General features: G+C 67.8%; 25 protein-coding genes and 2 tRNA genes. 15 read left to right on the top strand and 12 right to left on the bottom strand.

The annotated features are described in order from the left end of the window. Positions 1 to 192: 192 nt before the first annotated feature. A complete protein-coding gene (gene rlmD, locus ACSX1C_RS01530; protein WP_439887940.1) occupies positions 193 to 1545 on the bottom strand; it encodes a 23S rRNA (uracil(1939)-C(5))-methyltransferase RlmD in 1353 nt (450 codons plus the stop codon). Then, positions 1545 to 2450, bottom strand: a complete 906-nt coding sequence (cysM, locus tag ACSX1C_RS01525; RefSeq protein ID WP_439887939.1) for a cysteine synthase CysM — start codon at positions 2448 to 2450, stop codon at positions 1545 to 1547. The genes rlmD and cysM overlap by 1 nt, the downstream gene beginning before the upstream one ends. Before the next feature lie 183 nt (positions 2451 to 2633). Between cysM and ACSX1C_RS01520 the strand changes: the two genes are divergently transcribed. The 4 genes from ACSX1C_RS01520 to ACSX1C_RS01505 are packed head-to-tail and all read left to right on the top strand — an operon-like array spanning position 2634 to position 7276. After that, positions 2634 to 5387: a response regulator gene (locus tag ACSX1C_RS01520; protein ID WP_439887938.1), complete on the top strand. Its 2754-nt coding sequence runs from the start codon at positions 2634 to 2636 to the stop codon at positions 5385 to 5387. Positions 5388 to 5410: 23 nt separating this feature from the next. Next, positions 5411 to 6406 carry a 2-hydroxyacid dehydrogenase gene (locus ACSX1C_RS01515; RefSeq protein WP_439889464.1) on the top strand — a complete coding sequence of 332 codons (996 nt, stop codon included), beginning with the start codon at positions 5411 to 5413 and terminating at the stop codon, positions 6404 to 6406. Between the two features lie 28 nt (positions 6407 to 6434). Then, complete coding sequence (locus tag ACSX1C_RS01510; protein ID WP_439887937.1) at positions 6435 to 6860, top strand: hypothetical protein; 426 nt, start codon at positions 6435 to 6437, stop codon at positions 6858 to 6860. 11 nt (positions 6861 to 6871) lie between these two features. Continuing rightward, the gene (locus ACSX1C_RS01505; protein WP_439887936.1) at positions 6872 to 7276 is read left to right on the top strand and encodes an META domain-containing protein; all 405 of its coding nucleotides are present in this window, start codon (positions 6872 to 6874) and stop codon (positions 7274 to 7276) included. Positions 7277 to 7352: 76 nt separating this feature from the next. Here ACSX1C_RS01505 and dinB read toward each other — a convergent pair whose 3' ends face one another. Then, a complete protein-coding gene (dinB, locus tag ACSX1C_RS01500; RefSeq protein WP_439887935.1) occupies positions 7353 to 8414 on the bottom strand; it encodes a DNA polymerase IV in 1062 nt (353 codons plus the stop codon). A gap of 351 nt (positions 8415 to 8765) precedes the next feature. Between dinB and ACSX1C_RS01495 the strand changes: the two genes are divergently transcribed. The 5 genes from ACSX1C_RS01495 to ACSX1C_RS01475 all read left to right on the top strand — a co-directional run bounded on the left by ACSX1C_RS01495 (position 8766) and on the right by ACSX1C_RS01475 (position 11641). Then, positions 8766 to 8842, top strand: a tRNA-Met gene (locus ACSX1C_RS01495). Positions 8843 to 8965: 123 nt separating this feature from the next. After that, a tRNA-Met gene (locus ACSX1C_RS01490) sits at positions 8966 to 9042 on the top strand. 287 nt (positions 9043 to 9329) lie between these two features. Then, positions 9330 to 10655, top strand: a complete 1326-nt coding sequence (gene rimO / locus ACSX1C_RS01485; RefSeq protein WP_439887934.1) for a 30S ribosomal protein S12 methylthiotransferase RimO — start codon at positions 9330 to 9332, stop codon at positions 10653 to 10655. A gap of 87 nt (positions 10656 to 10742) precedes the next feature. After that, a complete protein-coding gene (locus ACSX1C_RS01480; RefSeq protein ID WP_439887933.1) occupies positions 10743 to 11099 on the top strand; it encodes a thiol-disulfide oxidoreductase DCC family protein in 357 nt (118 codons plus the stop codon). Positions 11100 to 11326: 227 nt separating this feature from the next. Further along, the gene (locus ACSX1C_RS01475; protein ID WP_318642733.1) at positions 11327 to 11641 is read left to right on the top strand and encodes a hypothetical protein; all 315 of its coding nucleotides are present in this window, start codon (positions 11327 to 11329) and stop codon (positions 11639 to 11641) included. An 87-nt stretch (positions 11642 to 11728) separates the two neighbouring features. On the opposite strand, the gene ACSX1C_RS01470 is transcribed toward ACSX1C_RS01475, so the two are convergent. Beyond that, positions 11729 to 12031 (bottom strand): cell division protein ZapA, encoded by a 303-nt coding sequence (locus tag ACSX1C_RS01470; RefSeq protein WP_439887932.1) that lies wholly within the window; start codon positions 12029 to 12031, stop codon positions 11729 to 11731. Next, entirely contained in the window at positions 12028 to 12276 is a 249-nt protein-coding gene (locus tag ACSX1C_RS01465; RefSeq protein WP_439887931.1) for a hypothetical protein, read from the bottom strand. Before ACSX1C_RS01465 ends, ACSX1C_RS01470 begins: the two co-directional genes overlap by 4 nt. Positions 12277 to 12787: 511 nt before the next feature. Here ACSX1C_RS01465 and ACSX1C_RS01460 point away from each other — a divergent pair. Next, complete coding sequence (locus ACSX1C_RS01460; RefSeq protein ID WP_439887930.1) at positions 12788 to 13204, top strand: CBS domain-containing protein; 417 nt, start codon at positions 12788 to 12790, stop codon at positions 13202 to 13204. A gap of 29 nt (positions 13205 to 13233) precedes the next feature. Here ACSX1C_RS01460 and ACSX1C_RS01455 read toward each other — a convergent pair whose 3' ends face one another. The 3 genes from ACSX1C_RS01455 to ACSX1C_RS01445 all read right to left on the bottom strand — a co-directional run bounded on the left by ACSX1C_RS01455 (position 13234) and on the right by ACSX1C_RS01445 (position 15704). After that, positions 13234 to 14214: a 1-phosphofructokinase family hexose kinase gene (locus ACSX1C_RS01455; protein ID WP_439887929.1), complete on the bottom strand. Its 981-nt coding sequence runs from the start codon at positions 14212 to 14214 to the stop codon at positions 13234 to 13236. A 39-nt stretch (positions 14215 to 14253) separates the two neighbouring features. Then, positions 14254 to 14679, bottom strand: a complete 426-nt coding sequence (locus tag ACSX1C_RS01450; protein ID WP_439887928.1) for a 3-isopropylmalate dehydratase — start codon at positions 14677 to 14679, stop codon at positions 14254 to 14256. Between the two features lie 74 nt (positions 14680 to 14753). Next, positions 14754 to 15704: a GlxA family transcriptional regulator gene (locus ACSX1C_RS01445; RefSeq protein WP_439887927.1), complete on the bottom strand. Its 951-nt coding sequence runs from the start codon at positions 15702 to 15704 to the stop codon at positions 14754 to 14756. 121 nt (positions 15705 to 15825) lie between these two features. Here ACSX1C_RS01445 and ACSX1C_RS01440 point away from each other — a divergent pair, with 121 nt between their 5' ends. Next, complete coding sequence (locus ACSX1C_RS01440; protein ID WP_439887926.1) at positions 15826 to 16452, top strand: cysteine hydrolase family protein; 627 nt, start codon at positions 15826 to 15828, stop codon at positions 16450 to 16452. An 11-nt stretch (positions 16453 to 16463) separates the two neighbouring features. Here ACSX1C_RS01440 and ACSX1C_RS01435 read toward each other — a convergent pair whose 3' ends face one another. Then, positions 16464 to 16901, bottom strand: a complete 438-nt coding sequence (locus tag ACSX1C_RS01435; RefSeq protein WP_439887925.1) for an HIT family protein — start codon at positions 16899 to 16901, stop codon at positions 16464 to 16466. Between the two features lie 162 nt (positions 16902 to 17063). On the opposite strand from ACSX1C_RS01435, the gene ACSX1C_RS01430 reads away from it, so the two are divergent. Continuing rightward, positions 17064 to 17636, top strand: a complete 573-nt coding sequence (locus ACSX1C_RS01430) for a hypothetical protein (RefSeq protein WP_439887924.1) — start codon at positions 17064 to 17066, stop codon at positions 17634 to 17636. Positions 17637 to 17674: 38 nt separating this feature from the next. Here the strand turns inward: ACSX1C_RS01430 and ACSX1C_RS01425 are convergent, their stop codons facing one another. Together ACSX1C_RS01425 and ACSX1C_RS01420 are read right to left on the bottom strand one after the other, a co-directional pair. Further along, entirely contained in the window at positions 17675 to 18079 is a 405-nt protein-coding gene (locus tag ACSX1C_RS01425; protein ID WP_439887923.1) for a hypothetical protein, read from the bottom strand. 32 nt (positions 18080 to 18111) lie between these two features. After that, the gene (locus ACSX1C_RS01420; RefSeq protein WP_439887922.1) at positions 18112 to 18705 is read right to left on the bottom strand and encodes a class I SAM-dependent methyltransferase; all 594 of its coding nucleotides are present in this window, start codon (positions 18703 to 18705) and stop codon (positions 18112 to 18114) included. A 140-nt stretch (positions 18706 to 18845) separates the two neighbouring features. On the opposite strand from ACSX1C_RS01420, the gene ACSX1C_RS01415 reads away from it, so the two are divergent. Together ACSX1C_RS01415 and ACSX1C_RS01410 are read left to right on the top strand one after the other, a co-directional pair. Next, positions 18846 to 19658 (top strand): AraC family transcriptional regulator, encoded by an 813-nt coding sequence (locus ACSX1C_RS01415; RefSeq protein ID WP_439887921.1) that lies wholly within the window; start codon positions 18846 to 18848, stop codon positions 19656 to 19658. 108 nt (positions 19659 to 19766) lie between these two features. Beyond that, complete coding sequence (locus ACSX1C_RS01410; RefSeq protein ID WP_439887920.1) at positions 19767 to 20078, top strand: hypothetical protein; 312 nt, start codon at positions 19767 to 19769, stop codon at positions 20076 to 20078. Between the two features lie 99 nt (positions 20079 to 20177). Here the strand turns inward: ACSX1C_RS01410 and ACSX1C_RS01405 are convergent, their stop codons facing one another. Continuing rightward, entirely contained in the window at positions 20178 to 21071 is an 894-nt protein-coding gene (locus tag ACSX1C_RS01405) for a DMT family transporter (RefSeq protein WP_439887919.1), read from the bottom strand. Between the two features lie 132 nt (positions 21072 to 21203). Here ACSX1C_RS01405 and ACSX1C_RS01400 point away from each other — a divergent pair, with 132 nt between their 5' ends. Beyond that, positions 21204 to 21668, top strand: coding sequence for an Lrp/AsnC family transcriptional regulator (locus tag ACSX1C_RS01400; protein WP_318642759.1), 465 nt, complete (start codon positions 21204 to 21206; stop codon positions 21666 to 21668). The last annotated feature ends 318 nt before the right edge of the window (positions 21669 to 21986 follow it).

Raw genomic sequence — 21986 nt, 5'->3', positions numbered from 1 at the left:
ACCTTCCCTCACGGCCCGCGCCAGGCGTGCCGAACAGTCGCCGCCTTCTTCGAGCCGGTCGGTTTAACCACTGAAGGCACAGTCCCTGCGCCCCCGCTGCACTCCCTAGATAAGGACAAAAGGTGGCAAAGCCAAGGGGCTTAGCCTGCCATTCATCCCCGCCCAGGGCGTCTTGAATCATGACTCCGCGCCCTAGGGACGCTCGAACAAGGCCATCGCCTCGACATGGGCGGTCTGCGGGAACATGTCGAGGATGCCGGCCCGTCTCAGCCGGTAACCTTGCCGCACCAGCTCGACGCTGTCACGGGCCAGGGTCGCCGGATTGCACGACACATAGACCAGGCGCTCGGCGCCCAGGGCACCGACCTGCTTGACCACCTGCAGGGCGCCGTCGCGCGGCGGATCGAGCAGCACCGCGGTGAAGCCGCCCCGGGCCCAGCCGGCATCGGCCAGCGGCTCGGCCAGGTCGGCCCGCACCACCCGCACGTTGTCCAGGCCGTTGCTCGCGGCGTTCTGCGCCGCGCGCTCGACCATCGCCTGCACCCCTTCCACCGCCACCACCTCGCGCACCCGGCGGGCCAGCGGCAGGGCGAAGTTGCCCAGGCCGCAGAACAGGTCCAGCACCCGCTCGTCCGCCCGAGGCGCCAGCCACTCCAGGGCCTGGGCGACCATGGCCTCGTTCACCGGCGCATTGACCTGGACGAAATCCCCCGGCCGATAGGCCAGCTGCAGATCCCAGGCCTCCAGGCGATAGCCCAGCTCGACACCGGCGGCGCACGGCTGCGGCGCGCCGCTACCCTGCAGCCACAGCTGCGCGTCCCGGGCCACGCAGAACGCCTGCAGCCGCGCCAGGTCGTCCTCGCCCAGGGGCGCCGTATGGCGCACCAGAACGGCGCTGGCGGTGCCCTGGAACAGCTCCACATGGCCGATGGCCTGGGGCTTGTCCAGGCTCGCCAGCACGGCCGGCAAGGCATGCAGGATCGGTTGCAAGGGCTGTACCAATACCGGGCAGTCGGCGATGGCGACTATGTCCTGGCTGGCCGCGGCACGAAAGCCGACGTCCAGGCGCCCGGCCTTGGCGTCCCAGCGCACGGCGATGCGCGCACGGCGGCGATAGGCGAACTCGGGGCCGACCAGGGGCGCCGCCCATTGCTCCGGCTGCAGCTCGGCCAGGCGGCCGAGCTGCTCGGCGAGCATGCGCTGTTTCAGGGCAAGTTGGTCGGCATGGGGCATATGCTGCACGCTGCAGCCGCCGCAGGTACGCGCATGGGCACAGGGTTCGCTGCGGCGCTGGGCGCTGGCCTCGAAAATGCGCTCGCCGCGCGCCTCCACCACCTGACTGCGGCCCCCCAGCACCCGCGCCTCGACATCCTCGCCGGGCAAGGCGCCGCTGACGAACCAGGTGCGCCCCTCGACGAAGCCGATGCCGCGACCATCGTTGGCCAGGCGTTCGATTTTCAGACGCTGCTTCTTGCCCACCGGCACCAGCGGCGCACGGGCGCCGCCGCTGGGCTGGAAGCGCAGCCCGCCGTTCTTCTTGGCCATCAGTCGTGGGGCGTGTCGTACACGCCGGTGGACAGGTAACGGTCGCCACGATCGCAGATGATCGCCACCATCACCGCGTTCTCCACCTCCTGGGACAGGCGCAGCATGGCCGCCACGGCGCCACCGGAGGACACTCCGCAGAAGATGCCTTCTTCGCGCGCCAGGCGACGCATGCAGTCTTCGGCCTCGCGCTGGGGCATGTCGACGATGCGATCGACCCGCTCGGCCTGGTAGATCTTCGGCAGGTACTCCTGGGGCCAGCGACGGATGCCGGGAATCGACGCGCCTTCCATCGGCTGCAGGCCGACGATCTGCACCTGCGGGCTCTGCTCCTTGAGGTAGCGCGACACGCCCATGATGGTGCCGGTGGTGCCCATGGAGCTGATGAAGTGGGTGATCTGCCCCTGGGTCTGGCGCCAGATCTCCGGGCCGGTGCCGCTGTAGTGGGCCTCGGGGTTGTCGCCGTTGGCGAACTGGTCGAGCACCTTGCCGCGACCGCCGCGCTGCAGGCTCTCGGCCAGGTCGCGGGCGCCCTCCATGCCATCCTCGCGGGACACCAGCACCAGCTCGGCGCCGTAGGCGGTCATCGCCGCCTTGCGCTCGGCGCTCATGTTGTCCGGCATGATCAGGATCAGCTCGTAGCCCTTGATCGCCGCCGCCATGGCCAGGGCGATGCCGGTGTTGCCGCTGGTGGCCTCGATAAGGGTGTCGCCGGGACGGATATCGCCGCGCAACTCGGCGCGGGTGATCATCGACATGGCCGGGCGGTCCTTCACCGATCCGGCCGGGTTGTTGCCCTCCAGCTTGACCAGCAGGGTGTTGGAAGTGCTACCCGGCAGGCGCTGCAAACGCACCAGCGGGGTGTTGCCGACGCAATCGGCAATGGTGGGGAATTGCAGGGTCATGGCGTCGATCGAATCCGGACGGCAAGAAGGGGCCCCCATGATAACGGCAAACCGGCGGCGACCCTAACGCAGCGATGACCTGCCTCCCGTCCACGTCGACACGCACGGGCCTGTCATTCGCCCGAGGCCAACCGCTAAACTGCCGGCTTGTGGACTGAGACCAGGCCAGGCGGGAGGAAGCGAGTGTTCAAGGATCTAGGCATCAAGAGTCGCGTACTGATGCTCACCCTGCTGCCGACCTGCCTGCTGGCACTGGTGCTCGGCGGCTATTTCACCTGGGTGCAGCTGTCGGGTCTGCAGGCCCAGTTGCTGCAGCGCGGGGAGATGGTCGTCGAACAGCTCGCCCCCCTGGCCGCGCCCGCGCTGCAGCGGGCCGACGCCGCCCTGCTGCAGCGCATCGCCAAGCAGGCCCTGGAACAGCCGGACGTCCGTGCGGTCGGGTTCCGTGCCGGCGATGGCCGGAACCTGGCCCATGCCGGCCCCAGCATGCTCAACGCCGCGCCGGTCGGTGGCGAACTGCAGGCGGCACGCCGCACCGGCCAGGACGCCACGCGCTTCCTCCTGCCGGTGTTCGAGCAACACCTGAGCCTGACCGGCGCGCCGCCCCGCGAGCCCGCCAGCCGCCTGCTCGGCTGGGTGGAGCTGGAGCTGTCGCACCACAGCACCCTGCTCAGCGGCTACCGCAGCCTGTTCGCCAGCCTGCTGCTGATCGTCGCCGGACTGAGCGTCACCGCGCTGCTGGCCCTGCGCATGAGCCGCAGCATCAACGAGCCGCTGCGGCGCCTCAAGCACGGCGTCGCCCTGCTCAAGGACGGCCACCTGGAGACCCGCCTGCCGTCGCTCGGCAGCCATGAACTGGACAAGCTGGCCTCGGGCATCAACCGCATGGCCGAGAACCTGCAGAATGCCCAGGAGGAACTGCAGCACAGCATCGACCAGGCCACCGAAGACGTGCGACAAAACCTGGAAACCATCGAGATCCAGAACATCGAGCTGGACTTCGCGCGCAAGGAGGCCCTGGAAGCCAGCCGCATCAAGTCCGAGTTCCTCGCCAACATGAGCCACGAGATCCGCACCCCGCTCAACGGCATCCTCGGCTTCACCAACCTGCTGCAGAAGAGCGAGCTGACCCCGCGCCAGCAGGACTACCTGGACACCATCGAGAAATCCGCCGACAGCCTGCTGGGGATCATCAACGAGATCCTCGACTTCTCCAAGATCGACGCCGGCAAGCTGGTGCTGGAGAACATCCCCTTCAACCTGCGCGACCTGCTCCAGGACACCCTGACCATCCTCGCCCCGGCGGCCCACGAGAAACAGCTGGAGCTGCTCAGCCTGGTCTATCGCGACACGCCGCTGTCGCTGGTCGGCGACCCGCTGCGGCTCAAGCAGGTGCTGACCAACCTGGTGAGCAACGCGATCAAGTTCACCCGCGAAGGCAGCATCGTCCTGCGCGCCATGCTCGAGGACGAGAGCGCCGACCGTGCCCAGCTGCGCATCAGCGTGCAGGACACCGGCATCGGCCTGTCCGACGAAGACCTGCGCGCGCTGTTCCAGGCCTTCAGCCAGGCCGACAACTCGCTGTCGCGCCAGGCCGGCGGCAGCGGCCTGGGCCTGGTGATCTCCAAGCGCCTGATCGAACAGATGGGCGGCGAGATCGGCGTCGACAGCACGCCCGGCCAGGGTTCCGAGTTCTGGGTCAGCCTGAGCCTGCCGAAGGCCCGCGACGACGCCGAGGACCTGCCCCGCCCGCCCCTGCTCGGCCGCCGCGCGGCGCTCCTGGAGAGCCATGAGCTGGCACGCCAGGCCCTGCAACACCAACTGGAGGATTGCGGCCTGAAGGTCAGCGCCTTCGCCGAACTCGACAGCCTGCTCGCCGCTGTCGAAAACGCCCGCCACGGCGACCAGCCGATCGAGCTGGCGGTACTCGGCGTCACCGCCCAGATCCTGCCGCCGGAGCGCCTCGGCCAGCGCATCTGGGACCTGCAGCACCTGGCCTGCAAGACCGTGGTGCTCTGCCCCACCACCGAACAGGCGCTCTACCACGAGGCCCTGCCCGACGCCTACAGCCAGCTGCAGGCCAAACCCGCCTGCACCCGCAAGCTGCAGCGCGCCCTGGCCGAGCTGATCAGCCCCCGGCTGCCGCTGCGCCGGGAGACCGACCCGCCACCGGGCCGGGCACCGCGCATCCTCTGCGTCGACGACAACCCGGCCAACCTGCTGCTGGTGCAGACCCTGCTGGAGGACATGGGCGCCGTGGTGAGCGGCGCCGACAGTGGCCAGCGCGCCCTGGAGCGGGTCCAGCAGGACGACTTCGACCTGATCTTCATGGACGTGCAGATGCCCGGCATGGACGGTCGCCAGACCACCGAGGCGATTCGCCAGTGGGAAGCCGAACAGCAGCGCACGGCGGTGCCGGTCATCGCCCTGACCGCCCACGCCCTGGCCAACGAACGCCGCGCCCTGCTGCAGAGCGGTCTCGACGACTATCGCAGCAAGCCCATCAGCGAGCGGCAACTGGCCCAGGTGGTCCTCAAGTGGACCGGCCTGGCCCTGCGCCGCCAGGGCCCGGAGCGCTCCGCCGAGGCACTCGTCAGCGCCAGCCAGCCGAGCGTGCTGGATAGCGCCGAAGGCCTGCGCCTGGCCGCCGGCAAGGCCGACCTGGCCGCCGACATGCTGAACATGCTGCTGGCCGGCCTGCCCGGCGACCGCCAGGCGATTCGCCAGGCCCGTGCCAACGGCGAGCACGGCGCCCTGATCGAGCGGGTCCATCGCCTGCACGGCGCCACCCGTTATTGCGGCGTACCGCAATTGCGGGCCGCCTGCCAGCGTAGCGAGTCCCTGCTGAAACAGAACGACCCGGCCGCCCAGGAGGCCCTGGACGAGCTGGACGCGGCGATCGAACGACTGGCCAGCGAAGCCCGGGCCAGCGCCTAGCGGACGGGCAACGAGGAGTCCCCATTCGCATCATCCTGTTCAGCAGCAGACCCTACGAGCGCGACAGCTTTCTCGCCGCCGACCTGCCGCAGGGCTGGCAGCTGCAGTTCCAGGAGGCCCGCCTGGGGCTGCAGTCGGTCGCCCTGGCGCAGCACTGCGAGGTGGTCTGCGCCTTCATCAACGACGACCTGTCGGCGCCGGTACTGCGGCGCCTGGCCGCCGGCGGCACCCGGCTGATCGCCCTGCGCTCGGCCGGCTACAACCACGTCGACCTGCAGGCCGCGCAGCAGCTCGGCCTCGAGGTCGTGCGGGTACCGGCCTATTCGCCCCATGCGGTAGCCGAGCACGCGGCAGCCTTGATCCTGGCCCTGAACCGGCGCATCCACCGCGCCTTCAACCGCACCCGCGAGGGCGACTTTTCCCTGCATGGGCTGACCGGCTTCGACCTGCACGGCAAACAGGTCGGGGTCATCGGCTGCGGCAGCATAGGCCGCGTCTTCGCCCGCATCATGGCCGGCTTCGGCTGTCGCGTGCAGGTCTACGACCCCAGTCCGGTGGCCGACCTGGCGCAGCTGGGGGCCCAGCAGGTGGCCCTGGACCGGCTGATCGAAAGCTGCGACATCATCAGCCTGCACTGCCCGCTGAACGAGGCCAGCCGCCACCTGATCGGCGCCGCACGCCTGGCCCGGATGAAGCGCGGAGTCATGCTGATCAACACCGGGCGCGGCGCGCTGGTCGACACCCCGGCGCTGATCGCGGCGCTGAAGAGCGGCCAGCTCGGCTACCTCGGCCTGGATGTCTACGAGGAGGAGGCCGAGCTGTTCTTCGAGGACTGCTCGGACCGGCCGCTGCAGGACGACGTGCTGGCACGCCTGCTGACCTTCCCCAATGTCATCGTCACCGCCCACCAGGCCTTTCTCACCCACGAGGCCCTGGCGGCCATCGCCACCACCACCCGGGACAATATCGCCGCCTGGGCGGCCGGCTCGCCGGTCAATCGGCTAACCCCCGGCCCGTGATAGCATTCGCGCCTATTTTGGAGGAGCCATGGCCGAACACGACTTCCGCTACAACCTGCTCAACCCCGAGCACACCCTGATCGAATGCCGCGCCCTGGCGCCGGGCCGCTATCAGGTCACCGGCAACGGCGGCTCGATCCATGGCGGCGACGGCCTGCTGGTTACCCTCAAGGGCAGCCGCGATCTGAGCATGCGCCTGCAGGTCGACAAGGTCCGTCACCTGATCAACCCGCGCGGCCAGTGGGTTGCGGTCGCCCACGGCCCGGCCTTCGGCGAGCTGGCCATCCACAACTGGCAGGTCAAATGCGACGGCTGCGCCAAGCAGCTCGATTTCGAATTCGCCGTCGACGCCGCCCTCGGCAAGCAGGCCCAGGCACCGGCGGCCGAAGCGCGGATCACTGAACTCGGCTGGCGCGGCCAGAACGGTCGCCATCTGTGCCCCGCCTGCCAATAGGACGCCCGACGATGTCACGCCCCCTCGCCGTCACCCTGCTCGGCGCCAGCCTGCTCGGCTGCGCCAGCACGCCCGTGCAGCTGGAAACCGAGCGCAGCTACCGACTCGAATGGCTAGGCGAACGTCCGGTACTGGACCGTAGCCACCTGAGCATCACCCTCGGCGAGGACGGCCGCGCCTACGGCAATGCCGGCTGCAACCACTGGTTCGCCCCCTATGAGCTGGAAGGCCAGGCCCTGCGCTTCGGCCCCGTTGGCAGCACCCGCAAGCTGTGCGCCCCGGCGCTGATGGAACAGGAAGCGCGCTTTCTCGACAGCCTCGACAAGGTCGTGCGCTGGGACGCCTCGCCCCTCGACCAGCTGCGCCTGTGGCCCGAGACCGGCAAGCCGTTGCGCCTGCTGCCGCAGGAAGGCTGACGGGAAAACGCCCCCCGGCGACGAACCGCCGCACCGGCGCCGGGAGCCACGGCGGATGTGAAAGTCCACATTCGCCCTACGGCGCGAACAGCTCCAGCTGCTCGTGCCGGCCACGCAGATCGTGCAGTCGAACCCCCACCCCGAGCAGCCGCACCGGCTTGTCGCCGCGGGCGAAGGCCGCACTCAGCAGCGCCCTGTAGCTGTCCAGGTCGCGACCGGCGCCGGCCTGTTCCAGGGTGGTCTGGGTGAAGTCGTGGAACTTGACCTTGACGAAGGGCTTGTCCGGTCGGTAGCTGGCGTCCAGGCGCGCCAGGCGCCGGGCCAGCTCCTCCAGCAGCGACGGCAGTTGCGCCAGGCAGGCCGGCAGGTCCGGCAGATCGTGGTCATAGGTGTTTTCCACGCTCACCGTCTGCCGCCGACTGTCGGTCTGCACCGGGCGCTCGTCGATCCCCCGAGCCAGGCTCCAGAGACGCTCGCCGAAGTGGCCGAACTCCTTGACCAGGCTCAACTTGTGCCACTCGCGCAGGTCCGCACAGCTGTGAATGCCCAGGCGCCCGAGCTTGTCCGCGGTCACCTTGCCCACCCCGTGCAGCTTGCTCACCGGCAACTCGGCGACGAACGCCTCGACCTGATCCGGCGTGATCACGAACAGGCCGTTGGGCTTGCGCCAGTCGCTGGCGATCTTGGCCAGGAACTTGTTCGGCGCCACGCCCGCCGACACCGTGATGTGCAGCTCCCGGGACACCCGCCGGCGGATATCCTGGGCGATGCGCGTGGCGCTGCCGGAGAAATGCGGGCTGGCGGATACATCCAGGTAGGCCTCGTCCAGCGAGAGCGGCTCGATGACCTCGGTGTAGTCGCGAAAGATGGCGTGGATCTGCCGGGAGACCGCCTTGTAGGCCTCCATCCGCGGCTTGACGATCAGCAGCTCCGGACACAGCTTGAGCGCATGCCCGGACGCCATCGCCGAGCGCACGCCGTAGGCCCGCGCCTCGTAATTGCAGGTGGCGATCACCCCCCGGCGATCCGCCGCGCCCCCCACCGCCAGCGGCTTGCTCGCCAGGCTGGGGTCGTCGCGCATCTCTATGGCGGCATAGAAGCAGTCGCAATCGACGTGAATGATCTTGCGGGCGGTCATGATGGGCCTGGTACAGGTTGTCGGCTACATGTCGGATGTCGGGCTCCTCGATGCACAAGGCTGGACCTGTAAGCCACAGCCCCGGCCTTCGAGTGCCCCGGCAATTGTCCCGCCGAATGGCCACGGACTCTAGCCCATGAGCATCGCCATCGGCTATTACGGCCGGCGCCCAGACCGATAAATGTCGACTTTCCGGCCAGGAGCCAGAACGCACCCGACTGCCCGCAACGGCCCGCACGGTGCGGCCGGCAGCCGTAACGGCAACGTCACGAAACGCTAAGCATCTGAACGAACAACAATTTTTTCCGAACTAATGGTTGACAGGGCGCCTCTAAACTATAGAATGGCCGCCGCGGGATGGAGCAGTCTGGTAGCTCGTCGGGCTCATAACCCGAAGGTCGTAGGTTCAAATCCTGCTCCCGCAACCAATTCACGAAAAAGGCCACTCGAACGAGTGGCCTTTTTCGTTTGCGTTCGATTTTCTGATTTAACTAATTGATTAAAAAGCAGGAATCGATTGACAGCAGCGCTCAAACGAATAGAATAGCCGTCGCGGGATGGAGCAGTCTGGTAGCTCGTCGGGCTCATAACCCGAAGGTCGTAGGTTCAAATCCTGCTCCCGCAACCAATTCACGAAAAAGGCCACTCAAGCGAGTGGCCTTTTTCGTTTCAGCTTCTCTACTTGCACGAACCAGTCCGCAGCCTAGTTGCCGATTCCCACCACCAGGGCAGCATCCCGGGAGCCAGCGGGCGAGCCGCGAACAACCACTCGGAGCGCTCAGCCTGTCCACCCGCAACAAGGCACACGCGCGCCGTCGCGCGCGAGACTGGTCAAGTTCGCAATCGACCGCTAGAATTGCGCACTTTTTGATCAATGGCGCCATCGGCGCCCCGCCCCAGCCCGAGGTCAGTCGCATGTCCACCCCCGCCACGCCGAAAGTCGGATTCGTTTCACTGGGTTGCCCCAAGGCCCTGGTGGACTCCGAACGCATCCTGACCCAGCTGCGCATGGAGGGGTACGAGGTCGTACCGACCTACGAGGACGCCGACGTGGTGGTGGTCAACACCTGCGGCTTCATCGACAGCGCCAAGGCGGAGTCTTTGGAAGTCATTGGCGAGGCCATCGCCGAGAACGGCAAGGTCATCGTCACCGGCTGCATGGGCGTGGAAGAAGGCGCGATCCGCGAGGTACACCCCTCCGTGCTCTCGGTGACCGGCCCGCAGCAGTACGAGCAGGTGCTCAATGCCGTGCACGAAGTGGTGCCACCCTCCACCGAACACAACCCGCTGATCGACCTGGTGCCGCCCCAGGGCGTCAAGCTGACCCCACGCCACTACGCCTACCTGAAGATTTCCGAAGGCTGCAACCACAGCTGCAGCTTCTGCATCATCCCCTCGATGCGCGGCAAGCTGGTCAGCCGTCCGGTCGGCGAGGTGCTCAGCGAAGCCGAACGCCTGGTCAAGGCCGGGGTCAAGGAACTGCTGGTGATCAGCCAGGACACCAGCGCCTACGGCGTCGACATGAAGTACAAGACCGACTTCTGGAACGGCCGGCCGGTGAAGACGCGCATGACCGAACTGTGCGAGGCGCTGTCCTCCATGGGCGTGTGGGTGCGCCTGCACTACGTCTACCCCTACCCGCACGTCGACGAGCTGATCCCGCTGATGGCCGCCGGCAAGCTGCTGCCCTACCTCGACATCCCCTTCCAGCACGCCAGCCCCAAGGTGCTCAAGGCCATGAAGCGCCCGGCCTTCGAGGACAAGACCCTGGCCCGCATCAAGGCCTGGCGCGAGCTCTGCCCGGAGCTGACCATCCGCTCGACCTTCATCGTCGGCTTCCCCGGCGAAACCGAGGAAGACTTCCAGTACCTGCTCGACTGGCTGACCGAGGCCCAGCTCGACCGCGTCGGCTGCTTCCAGTACTCCCCGGTGGACGGCGCCCCGGCCAACGACCTCGACCTCGCGCCGGTGCCGGACGAGGTCAAGCAGGAACGCTGGGACCGCTTCATGGCCCACCAGCAGGCCATCAGCGCCGCCCGCCTGCAGCTGAAGGTCGGCAAGGAAATGGAGGTGCTGATCGACGAGGTCGACGACCAGGGCGCCGTCGCCCGCTGCTATGCCGACGCCCCGGAGATCGATGGCAGCGTGTTCATCGCCAGCACCGACCTGAGCCCCGGCGACAAGGTGCGCGTGCGCATCGTCGACGCCGACGAATACGACATGTGGGCCGAGCTGCTCTGACCTGCCGCGCCCCCTCCCTGCGCGGGAAGGGGCCTTCCCGCCCCACCCCGCTAGACTGACAACACCGCCCACCACCAGGCCAAGCCCATGGCCCGACTCAAGGTCTATTACGACGGCGCCTGCCCGCGCTGCGTGGCCGACCGCCGCCGCTACGAACGCCTCGCGCAGCACGACGACAGCGTCGAATGGGTCGATATCACCGGACAGGACGAGCAACTGCGCGCCCTCGGCATCGACCCCTACCGGGCGCTCACCGAACTGCATGTGCAGGACGAACAGGGGCGCATCCACCGCGAACTCGACGCCTACATCCTGCTCATGTCACGCACCCGGGCGTTACGCCCGCTGGCCTGGCTGCTCGGCCTACCCGGCCTCACGCCGCCGCTGTCCTGGTGCTACCGGCACTGGGTGCTGCGCCGCCTGCACCGCGAAGGGCGACTGTAGCCCTGCCCTTCAGCGATCCAGCGGGCTCAACACGGCCAGATAAGACAAGCACTGCTCGACCTCCACCGCGCCCATTTCGCGCCGGGTGATGCGCCTTTATGCCAGCCGTCAGCCCATGGCGGTATTTCCCCGACAGGTGTCGATTTCCCCCTCGGCCAGTCGACTAGGGTGTAAGGCATGCGCGCGGCGTGAGCCCGTGACCAGTGGACTGACCCAGGAGGACTGAGATGGCCAAGTATCTGTTTGTGTATCACGGTGGTAGCAGCCCCCAAACCCCCGATGAGGTTTCCGGGGTGATGCGGGCCTGGAGCGACTGGTTTGCGTCCATGGGGGCTGCGGTGGCCGACCCCGGCAATCCTGTCGGCCTTTCGACCACCGTCAACAGCGATGGCTCGATCACCCACAACGGCGGGAGCAATCCGGCCAGTGGCTACAGCCTGATCGAGGCGGCGTCGCTGGACGCGGTCATCGAGCATGCGCGCAAATGCCCGATCCTGGCGGCGGGCGGCAGCATAGAGCTCGCCGAAGTTATCGAGATGTAACCGCCCGGCCCTAGGGGTTGCGCATCGTCAGGGGTTGCCCGTGTTCGCCTCCAGGCAATCCCTGCTCGCCGCGCCAGTGCCGGGTGCTCATGACTGGCGGATCAGGCCGGCGATGCCCGCGACCCGAGTGCTCACCTGCTCCTCGAGTTGCTGGATGTCCTGGCGATGGCGCTGCTCCAGTTCGAGTTGCTGCGCACAGAGCTTCAGTGCCGTCAGCACCAGCAACCTGTCGCCCACCAGCGATGGCGAGGCGGCCTTGGTTTCGGCCAGGAGGCGCTTGAGCAATTGCGCCGAGGCGCTCAGGGCCTGCTGTTTGCCGGCAGGCGCCTTGATGCTGTAGTCATTGCCGAGAATGGAAATGACGCTGACCGTTTCCCCTTCGAGGCTCATGCTTGGGCAGGACTCGCACTGGTGGCGGCGCTGCCTGCGGCCAGCGCAACCAGGGCTTGAATGCGCGCCGCCGTGGCGCTGTGCAGCTCCTCTTGCTCCAGTGCGCTGAGCTGCAGGCTGTCGTTCTCTTCCTTCAATTGAGCCAGTTCGCCGCGTAGCTGCGCGTTGCTCTCCAGCAGTGCCTTGTTCTCCTGGACGAGGTTACCGACAAGCTCTTCCAGCTGACTCAGATTATTTTCCAACATATTGATTACTCGGGCTTTTTGGCGGGGCGCCACAATAATGAAATGCGCCGGGAGAAGCCAGAGCAGTAGCCGCCTGGCATCCGCCCGCTGCGCGTTCTCGCCGCGACCGGCACCCCGGTCGAAACGGGGACGCTGTCGGTGGCGGCGAACCGCTCCTCCGACTGCCTTGGCCCGTGCACAGTTCCATTTCTCTCCCCGCCTGTACGAACCGGGCAGCCCATGGGCCATGCAGCAGGAGCACGCCTCAGGAGCAATGCGGCGCACCAAAAACGACTTTATTGCACCATCGTGCAGCATCAGTTGTCGGCCACGCGACCTCGGAAGCCGCGCCGGCAGCCGGCATAGCGCCCTTGGCGTGTTGCGGCCTGGAACTTGCTTTGGCCAGGTGCCCGGGCTCACCGCCCAGCTCCGCCCTTGCCGCGGCTGCGCAAACAGACTGCCCGGGCGACATGACCCAGCCTTCCCCCGACGACCCACGTCAAGCGCGTCCGTCTCAACCTGGAGTAGCCCTGTGATTACTGCCTCTATCGCCCGCTGCATGAGCAAAGACTTCGCCGTGATCCACCCCGACATGCCGGTGGTCGCGGCGTCCGCCAGGCTGATGAGGCACGCCATGCTGGGCGGCCCGGTGGTCGACGCCGACGGCCTGCTGCTGGGCTGGATTTCCGAGCAGGAATGCCTGCAGATCAGCCTTCAGGTGGTCTACCACAACCAGCGGGTGGCCACCGTCCGCGACATCATGCGCACCGACGTGCTGTGCGTGAAGCTCGGCGACGATCCGCTCGAACTGGCCCAGCAGATGCTCGGCGACAAGCCCAAGAGCTACCCGGTGATCGACGGCAGCCGCAAGGTGCTCGGCGTCGTCACGCGCCGCCATGTCCTCAACCTGCTGATCGATCAGCTGGCCAGCTTCGGCAAAACCGCCTGAGCTCGCGGCGGGCATCTTGCGCGACAGGCTCAGCCCTGCCCGTGGACCTGTAGCCAGGCGAACAGGCGCTCGGTATCCGCGAGCCGGCACAGCGCACCGCCCTCGCCGATGATCGCCGCACTGCCGGCCGCCACGCCGTAGCACAGCGCCTCGCGCCAGGGCGCACCGGCCGCCAGTTTCAGGGTCACCCCGGCCACCAGGCTGTCGCCCGCCCCCACGGTGCTACAGCGTTGCACCCTGGGGGCGGCGAGCCACTCGCGCCGGCCCTGCCCCACCAGCAACGCCCCCTGAGCGCCGAGCGACACCAGCACGTTCGCGCAGCCACCGCCGTCCACCAGTTCCCGGGCGAACCCGGCGAGCCGCTCCGGCCCGTCGATCGCCTCGCCGGCCAGGCTGCACAGCTCGTTGAGGTTGGGCTTGATCATGAACACCCCGCCCGCCTCCAGGGCCTGGCGCAGCGCCTCGCCGGAGCTGTCGAGGATGCAGCGTATCCCGCGCCCGATGACGTCATGCAGCAGGCGCGGCAGGAAGTCGGCCGCCAACCCCGGCGGCAGGCTGCCACTGATCACCAGGTACTCCGGCGTCGGCAGGGCCGCCACGGCCTCCAGCAGCCGCGTCTGTTCGGCCGCGCTGAGGCACGCCCCGGGCAGGACGAAGCGGTACTGCTGGGCACCGGCCTGCTCCAGCACGTTGAGGCACTCGCGGGTCCGCTCGGCGATGGCCAGGGGCTGAGTGGCCACCCCCTCGGCAGCGAGCAGCTCGACCAACTGCTGGCCACTGGCCCCGCCGGCGGGAAACAGGGCCAGGGCACGGCCGCCCAACGCATGGATCGCCCGAGCGACGTTGATGCCGCCGCCACCGGGCGTGTAGATAGGGGGCGTGCAGCGCAGCTTGGCCTCCGCGCGCAGGCGCGGAATCTGGGTGGCGATGTCTAGCGCGGGGCTCAGGGTCAGGGTGACGATAGCGCCCCGGCCGCCGATCTTGCGCCTGGGCTTGTGGGAGGCGGTCATACCCAAAGCTTAGGTGACCGCCCCGGCGGCTGCGCTGGCTCAGGGGGCGACGGGGCGGATGTCGAAACCGCTCTTGGCCTCGCTGACGATACGGAAGTGCTGGCGCTGCCCGGGGCTCACCGGCACCGCCAGTTCCCGGCGCAGACGGCCCTTGCCGCACAGCGTGTCGTCCTGCTCGTCGATGCCGATGCCCAGCACCCGGGTGCCCGCCGGCACCTGGAAGCGCGCCCGCTCGCCGATGCCGATGCGCGCCGCCACCTTGCGGTCGACCAGCACCGCCACGTAGCAGCCACCGCCGAGCATGCCCAGGTCGCGCTCGACCACCAGCTCACCGCTGCCGGCGACGGCCTGCTGATAGGCCAGCAGGCGCTCGCCGGGCACCTGGCTGACATGCTCCGGGTCGGCGGGGAAGGATGAACAACCGGCCAAGGCCAGCAACGGCAGTACGGCGCAGATCAATCGCATGGAGCCCTCCATGGGCACGAGAAGTACCGCCTGAGTATTGGCAGGGTGGCGGCAACGCACAAGCCGGGATGCGACTAGCGCCCGCGAAAACTCTGCCGGTAGCCGCTCGGCGACACGCCGAACGCCCGGCCGAAATGCTGGCGCAGCGACACGGGCGAGCCGAAACCGGTCAGGCCGGCGATGGCCTCGATCGAATGCTCGCTGCCCTCCAGCAGGCGCTGGCTCAGGGCCAGACGCTCGGCCAACAACCAGTCGCCCAGGGTGCAGCCGGTGAGCTGGCGAAAGTGCCGGGTGAAGCTGCGCCGACTCAACAATGTCCGCTGCGCCAGGCTGTCCAGGCCATGGGGCTGGTGCAAATTGGCGCGCAGCCAGTCGAGCAGCCCCGCCAGGCGATCGTCTCGCTGGCTGGCCGGCAGCGGTTGCTCGATGAACTGTGCCTGGCCGCCCTGGCGATGCGGCGGGACCACCAGCCGCCGCGCCACCCCGTTGGCCAGCTCGGCGCCGTGCTGGCGGCGCAACAGATGCAGGCAGCAGTCGATGGCCGCGGCCGTGCCGGCCGAGGTCAGCAATTGACCGTCCTCCAGATACAGCACCTCGGCGTTCAGGCGCACCCGTGGGAAGCGCGCGGCAAAATCCTCGGCCCAGGCCCAATGAGTCGTGGCGGCGCGCCCGTCGAGCAGGCCGGCCTCGGCTAGCACATAGGCCCCCAGGCACAGGCCGACCAGGCGTGCGCCGCGCTCATGGACCCGCACCAGCGCATCCAACAACTGCTGCGGCGGCCGCTCGGCCGGGTCGTGCCAGCTCGGCACTATCACCGTCTGCGCCCACTCCAGCGCCTCCAGGCCATGGGCCACCTGCAGGTCGAAACCGGCCGTGGTGCCCAGTGTGCCCGCCTTCGCCGCACACACCCGCACCTCATAGAGATTCTTGCCCGGACCTAGCTCGCCGAACACCAGGCAGGGCACGGATAGATGAAAAGGCGTGATGCCGTCGAAGGCGACCACGGCAATTCGATGAGCAGGCATGGCGTTGTTCCGGAACAGACGATTTGGCCCGATCTTAACGCACGCCGGCACTCGGGCCACTCACCGATAGCCACGAGGCGGGGGAACAATCAGCACCATCCCACACCCCGAGGAGCCTGCCATGAACCAGCAACCGAAACGCGCCCTGATCGTCATCGACGTGCAGAACGAATACGTCACCGGCAATCTGCGTATCGAATACCCATCCATCGAGCAATCCATGGCCAATATCGCCACCGCCATGGATGCCGCCACCGCCGCCGGCATCCCGGTGATCGTCATGCAGCACCTGCTGCCCGAAGGCGCGCCGATCTTCGCCAGCGGCAGCCACAACGCCGAGTTGCATCCACTGGTGGCGAACCGCCCGCGCGACCACTTCATCCAGAAGCGGATGGCCAGCGCCTTCGCCGGCACCGACCTGGCGGCCTACCTGCGACAGCACCGGATCGACACCCTAAGCGTGGTCGGCTACATGACCCACAACTGCGACGACTCCACCGTGCGCCAAGCCCGCCATGAGGGCTGGCAGGTCGAGCTGCTGCACGATGCCGCCGGCTCACCCCCCTACCGCAACGCCTTGGGCAGCGCCACGGCCGAGGAGATTCACCGGGTGTTCTGCGTGGTCATGCACACCGGCTTCGCCGCGGTGCTCAGCACCGGCGACTGGCTGCAGGCCCTGGAAACCGGCGAAATACCGCAGGCCGACAACATCTACCAGTCCAACCAGCGGGCCCTGCGTGCCCGCTGAGTAACGCCATCTCAACCTTCGATGCGCGCGACCAGGCGTGCCTGCAGCGCCGCCAGCTCGGCCGGGTCGGCCTTGTGGGCGGCGTGGATGCCCAGGCCCTGGCCGGCGAAACGCGGGATGATGTGCATGTGCAGGTGAAACACCGTCTGCCCGGCCGGCGCACCGTTGAACTGCGCCACCTGCACGCCGTCCGGCTGCAACTCCTCGACCAGCACCCGGGCCAGGCGCTGGGTCGCCGCCATCAGCTTGGCCAGGCTGTCCGCGTCGACCTCCAGCAGGTTGCGCGCCGCCACCCGCTTGGGGATCACCAGGGTATGGCCGAGGGCCTGCGGGAACAGGTCGAGGAAGGCCAGCACCTCGTCGTCCTCGTACAGTTTGAAACAGGGGGCCTCGCCGCGAATGATCTGGGCGAAGATGTTCTGCGGATCGTAGTCACCATGCAGGCTCATCGGGTGTTCCTTTACCGGGGAGTCGAAGCGCGCACCTTAGCCGGTTGTCCCCGCCGCGGGAAAGCCCTGCCGCTGCCCGGCCCTGGCCCTGCGCCAGCAGATGCGCCGGCCGGCGGCTGCAGGTATCTTCTGCGCACCGCCGCTATCAGGACCCGTCACCTCATGCGCACACCCCTTATCCAGGCCGCACTGCTCTGCCTCTCGGCGCTGTGCTCGGCCGCCCTCCAGGCCAGGGTCGAAGTCGAGGCCGCCCACGACAAGCGCCTCGGCTCGGTGCTGGCCGCGCGGATCTCCGAGGACATCGCCCCGGGCGACTACGAGCTCCTGCTACGAGGCCTGCGGGCCAATCCCGGGCGCTTCGACCGCAAGATCGTGCTGCTGGACAACATCGGCGGCAGCGCCCCTGAGGCCATCCGCATGGGCCGCTTGCTGCGCGAGACCCGTTTCGACGCCCTGGTGCCGAGCAACGGCGTCTGCCAGGGCAGCTGCATCTACCTGCTGGCCGCCGGGCACAAGAAGACCGTGCGCGGCCATGTCGGCCTGCACCGTCCGCCCTTCCCGGCCGGCGACTCGGTCCAGGCCCAGCGGCTCCAGGGCGACCAAGGCTACAGCCCGGCCGCCTACTTCCGCGAGATGAATATCCCCACCGGCCTGGCCGAGGAGATGCGGCGCATCGAACCGCACAGGATGCGCGTGCTGTCGGCCGAGGAACTGGCGCGCTACCGGTTGAACTGAGGCGCCGGCGCGCAGACAGAACCCCTTCCGCCGCGCGTTCAGCCTTGGCCGGCCTGAGGGTCGCGCAATTGCTGCTTGAAGGCCTGGGTCATCCGGTGGCCCTTGATCGCCGGCACCGCGAGGGCACTGAGGCCCAGCTTGCCGAGCATGATCAGGGTGGCGCTGGCCAGGGCATCGAGCCCCCAGAACAAGGGTGCACCGAGGAGGCCCAGCCTGGCGGGAGCCTGGTCCAGGGCGGCAATGGTCTGGATGCCGGTCAGCGCATGCAGCAGCAGGGCAACCCAGAAACCGAAGCAATAGGGGCAGCGCCAGGCCTCGTAGAGATAGGCCAGTGGCGCCGGCAGACGCTCGACCATGCGGCTGAACCAGGTGCCCCACTCCGGCAGTTTTTCCCAGAGCAGCAGGTAGATCGACAAGCCCATCAGGGCCAGGGTGATATTCATATTCGGACTCCCGGGTGTCGCGTGAGCTGGTCCTAGATGCGCGGCGCAGGCTTGCGCGCCAGGATGAGTGCGCAGAGGGCCTCACCATGGGCCAGGCGCCGCAGGCTCTGCAGGTCGAACCCCGCGGCGAGCAGTTGCTGCTGGATGCCCTCCAGATTCAGTCCGGCACGTTCCAGTACTTCCGGCTCCTCGCTCAGCAGCAGGCGACCGCCGGGCTTCAGGACCCGATAGACCTCGCCCAGCCCAAGCGCCACATCCTGCCAGTGGTGATAGCTGCTGAAAGCCAGGACGCTGTCCATGCTGGCATCCGCCAAAGGCAGGACCTCGACCGGGGAGCAGTGGAACTCGATGCGCTCGGCCAGGCCGGCCTGCCGGGTCTGCCGCCGGGCAATGGCCAGCATGGCGGCAGAGGGCTCGATGCCCACCAACCGGCCATCGGGGCAGTGGGCCAGCAGATGACGCAGGCTGCTGCCCGTGCCACAGCCGATGTCGAGCACGCTTTCCTCTGCCCGCCAGCGTTCGGCCTCGATGGGCATCCAGGTGGTGGGCCAGTCGCCATACTGGCTGGCGTACCAGTGGGCGGTGCGTTCATCCCAGGGTTGCTCGTGCTGCGTAGGGGCCGTCATGGCGCTCTCCTCGTCGTGAATTGATGACGCCAGATTAGAGAGCGAGCCCCTGAGCGGGCAGTGCAGATACCCGGGTAAAATCGGCTTATCTTTCGATCATGCGCCGCTATACTGCGCCCTTTCCCACCGGGAGGCCGTCGATGCACCCTGTCGCCCCACTTCAGGTCGAGCGCTTTCGCATCGAGCAACTGGCCGCCGACCGCGAAACCCATCACGCCGAATACGTGCTGTCCTTCATCGTCGAAGGGCAGCTACGCATGCGCCACGGCGAAGCCTTGCAGGTGGAGGCGGGAAGCGTGGTGATAGTGCCGGCGGGCGTGCCCCACCAACTGCTGTCGGGGCATGGGCTGGACATCTGGTGGCTGGGCTTCTGCCCCGGCTGCCTGGGACTGCATGAAAACCAGCAGCAGATGGCGCCGTTTCGCCAGGTCCGGCTAGGGGCCGCTCCCGCCATGGGCGTCGCCCCGGCCAGACAAGCCTTGCTGGCGCAGTACTTCGCCGAACTCCAGCGCCTGAGCGCATCGAGCGGAGCCGGCGCAGACGCGCTGTGCAAGAGCCTGCTGAGCCTGATCCTGGCCGAGGTCGGCAACGCCATGGCGCCGACCTCGCCGACCCGCGACACGCTGGTCGGCAACGTCCTGGACTATATCCAGCGCCACTGTTGCCGCCCCCTGAGCCTGGCGGAAGTGGCCGCAGCCGTGCACAAGAGCCCGGCCTATGTCACCCACAGGGTCAAGCTCGCCACCGGGGCGAGCGTCGGCGAGTGGATAACCAGCAACCGCCTGCATCAGGCCTGTACCCGCCTGCTGCACAGCAACGCCTCGGTCGCCCAGGTCGCCGAACTGGTGGGCTGGCAGGATACGACCCACTTCATTCGCCAGTTCCGCAAACGCTTCGGCATGACCCCGGGGGCGTGGCGCAGGCAGCAGCGACACGCCGACATCAAGCCCTAGCCCTCCCCTGGCCCCGTGCCGATTCCGTGCCTGGCATGGATAAAGCCGCGTCCTGCGCTGTCGTATCGCAGACAGGCTGACGGAGTCTGCTCAGGCGGAGTGAATGAGATGAGCGTGAAGAACCTGTTGGGCCTCTGCTTGCTGGGCGCATTGGCCGGCGCCTGGCTGAACCCGGCGCTGGCCGACCATCGGCACGGGGACGACGAGTGGGAAGAGGAGTTCTGGGATGGGCCCTGCCGGGTCAAGCGCGAGTTCGACGACGGCGACTACAAGGAGGAGATCAAGTGCCGCCACGGCCACGGCGCCTTCTGGCGGCCCGGCAAGTGGAAGGACGAATACTGGGAGCGCGGCTGCCGGGTCAAGATCGAAGCCAAGCACGACAGCTTCAAGAAGGAGGTCGAGTGCGACGATGACGATTGAGCCCTGAGCGGAGGGGTTGCGGCGCATGCGAGCCCGGCGCGGCGCCAGCCCCGGGCCGGGCCGGGCCGGGGCCAGCGTCAGCTCCCACTCGCTTAGCCGTCAGGCATTGGCCGGCAGCTCGGCCTTCTTCCACAACGACCAGCCCAGGGTCATGCCGGCGGCGGCCAGCAGGATGGCGCCGATGCCCAGCAGCTGCAGCGCCTGCAGCTGATGACCGAAGGCCAGGTAGTCCACCAGGATCGCCACCACCGGGTAGATGAACGACAGCGCCCCGGTCAGGTGGGTCGGCAGCTTCTGAATCGCGCCGTACAGCAGGATGTACATCAGCCCGGTGTGCACCACGCCGAGGGTGACCAGCGCGCCCCAGCTGGCCGCACTCGTCGGCAGCTGCGCCAGGTTGGCGAAGGGCGCCAGCATCAGGGTGCCGACGCACACCTGGATCAGGGCGATCAGGTGCGGCGGCGTGCCCTTGAGCTTCTTCGCCACCAGGGCGGCCAGGGCATAGAAGAAGGCCGCGCCCAGGGCCAGGAGGATGCCGCCGAGGTAGTCGCTGCCGACATAGCCGGCGCCGGGCTTGGCCTGCACGATCAGCAGCATGCCGGCGAAGGCCAGGCCCAGCCAGGCCAACTTGGTCGCGGTCAGGCGCTCGCCGAGGAACAGCGCGCCGAGCCCCACCAGGATAAACGGCTGGGTGTTGTACACCGCCGTGGCGATGGAAATGGAGGCCCGCGGGTAGGCGGCGAACAGCAGCAACCAGTTGAGTACGATGGCCACCCCGCCCAGCGCGGCGAAGCCCAGCAGGCGCGGCGTGAGGTGTCCGCGCAACAGGCCCAGGGCCGCGCACACCGCCAGCAGCACCGGCGCGCCGATGGCGCAGCGCCAGAACACCACATCCATCGCCGGCTGCCCGGAGTACAGGACGAACCAGCCGATGGTCCCGGAAATCATCATCGCCGCGGTCATCTCGACCGAGCCGCGCGTCTTGCCGTTCATGGAATACCTCCGTCAGTTGACGGGGACTACGATAGTATGGAGCCAGGCCCAGCCAAATAACCAAAGAAAGGCAATTTTCTAAATAAACTTAATTATCTAAGGTAGATTGAACATTAACCTGAGACTAGAAAAATGCCGGACGATCTCGACCTGAAAATCCTCGACGCGCTGCTGCAGGACTCGCGCATTACCCTCAAGGAACTGGCCGCCCGGGTCGGCCTCTCCTCCCCCGCCACCTCGGAACGAGTGCGCCGCCTGGAAGAGCGCGGGGTGATCCGCGGTTTCACCATCGAGATCGACCCCAGGGCGCTGGGTTACCAGTTGCAGGCCATCGTCCGCATCAAGCCGCTGCCGGGCATGCTGCACCGGGTGCAGCAACTGATCGAGGACACCGCCGAGTTCTGCGAGTGCGACAAGGTCACCGGCGACGACTGCTTCATCGCGCGCCTGTACCTGCGCTCCATCGACCAGCTCGACCATATCCTCGACCGCATCGCCGACAAGGCGCAGACCAGCACGGCCATCGTCAAATCCCAGCCGATCAAGCGCCGTCCACCGGGGCTCGGCCTGCGTGGGGCGGCCGAAGCGGCGAAATGAGCGCGCCTATCCAAGCCGCCCGCTCGCCCCGACGGGGATATCGGCGACCGTCACCCCAGGACCGCTGCTCGGGGCCGGAAAGACCCGGGCTCCCGTCGGGGGCCGCCGGGTCGAGGGGGCGGTCGGTTCATGGCTGATAACTCTGTTCCCCTCTTGCTCTTTCAGGCGTTGCTCCCGGCGCCTCGCTGCTTGTGCTGCGGCTCATCCTGACCGGCCGCTGCGCTACCGCCTGTCGGCATAATTGTTCAAAAAACGAACAAGTCGCCCTTTTGGCGCTCTGACTCACCTAGTGAGTGATCGAGTGTCCCGCCTCGTTTT

This window comes from Pseudomonas sp. MBLB4123 (assembly GCF_051904775.1).
Lineage (GTDB): Bacteria > Pseudomonadota > Gammaproteobacteria > Pseudomonadales > Pseudomonadaceae > Aquipseudomonas > Aquipseudomonas benzenivorans_B.
Note: the sequence above shows the minus strand (reverse complement) of the source record. Positions and strands in the feature narration are given on the sequence as shown.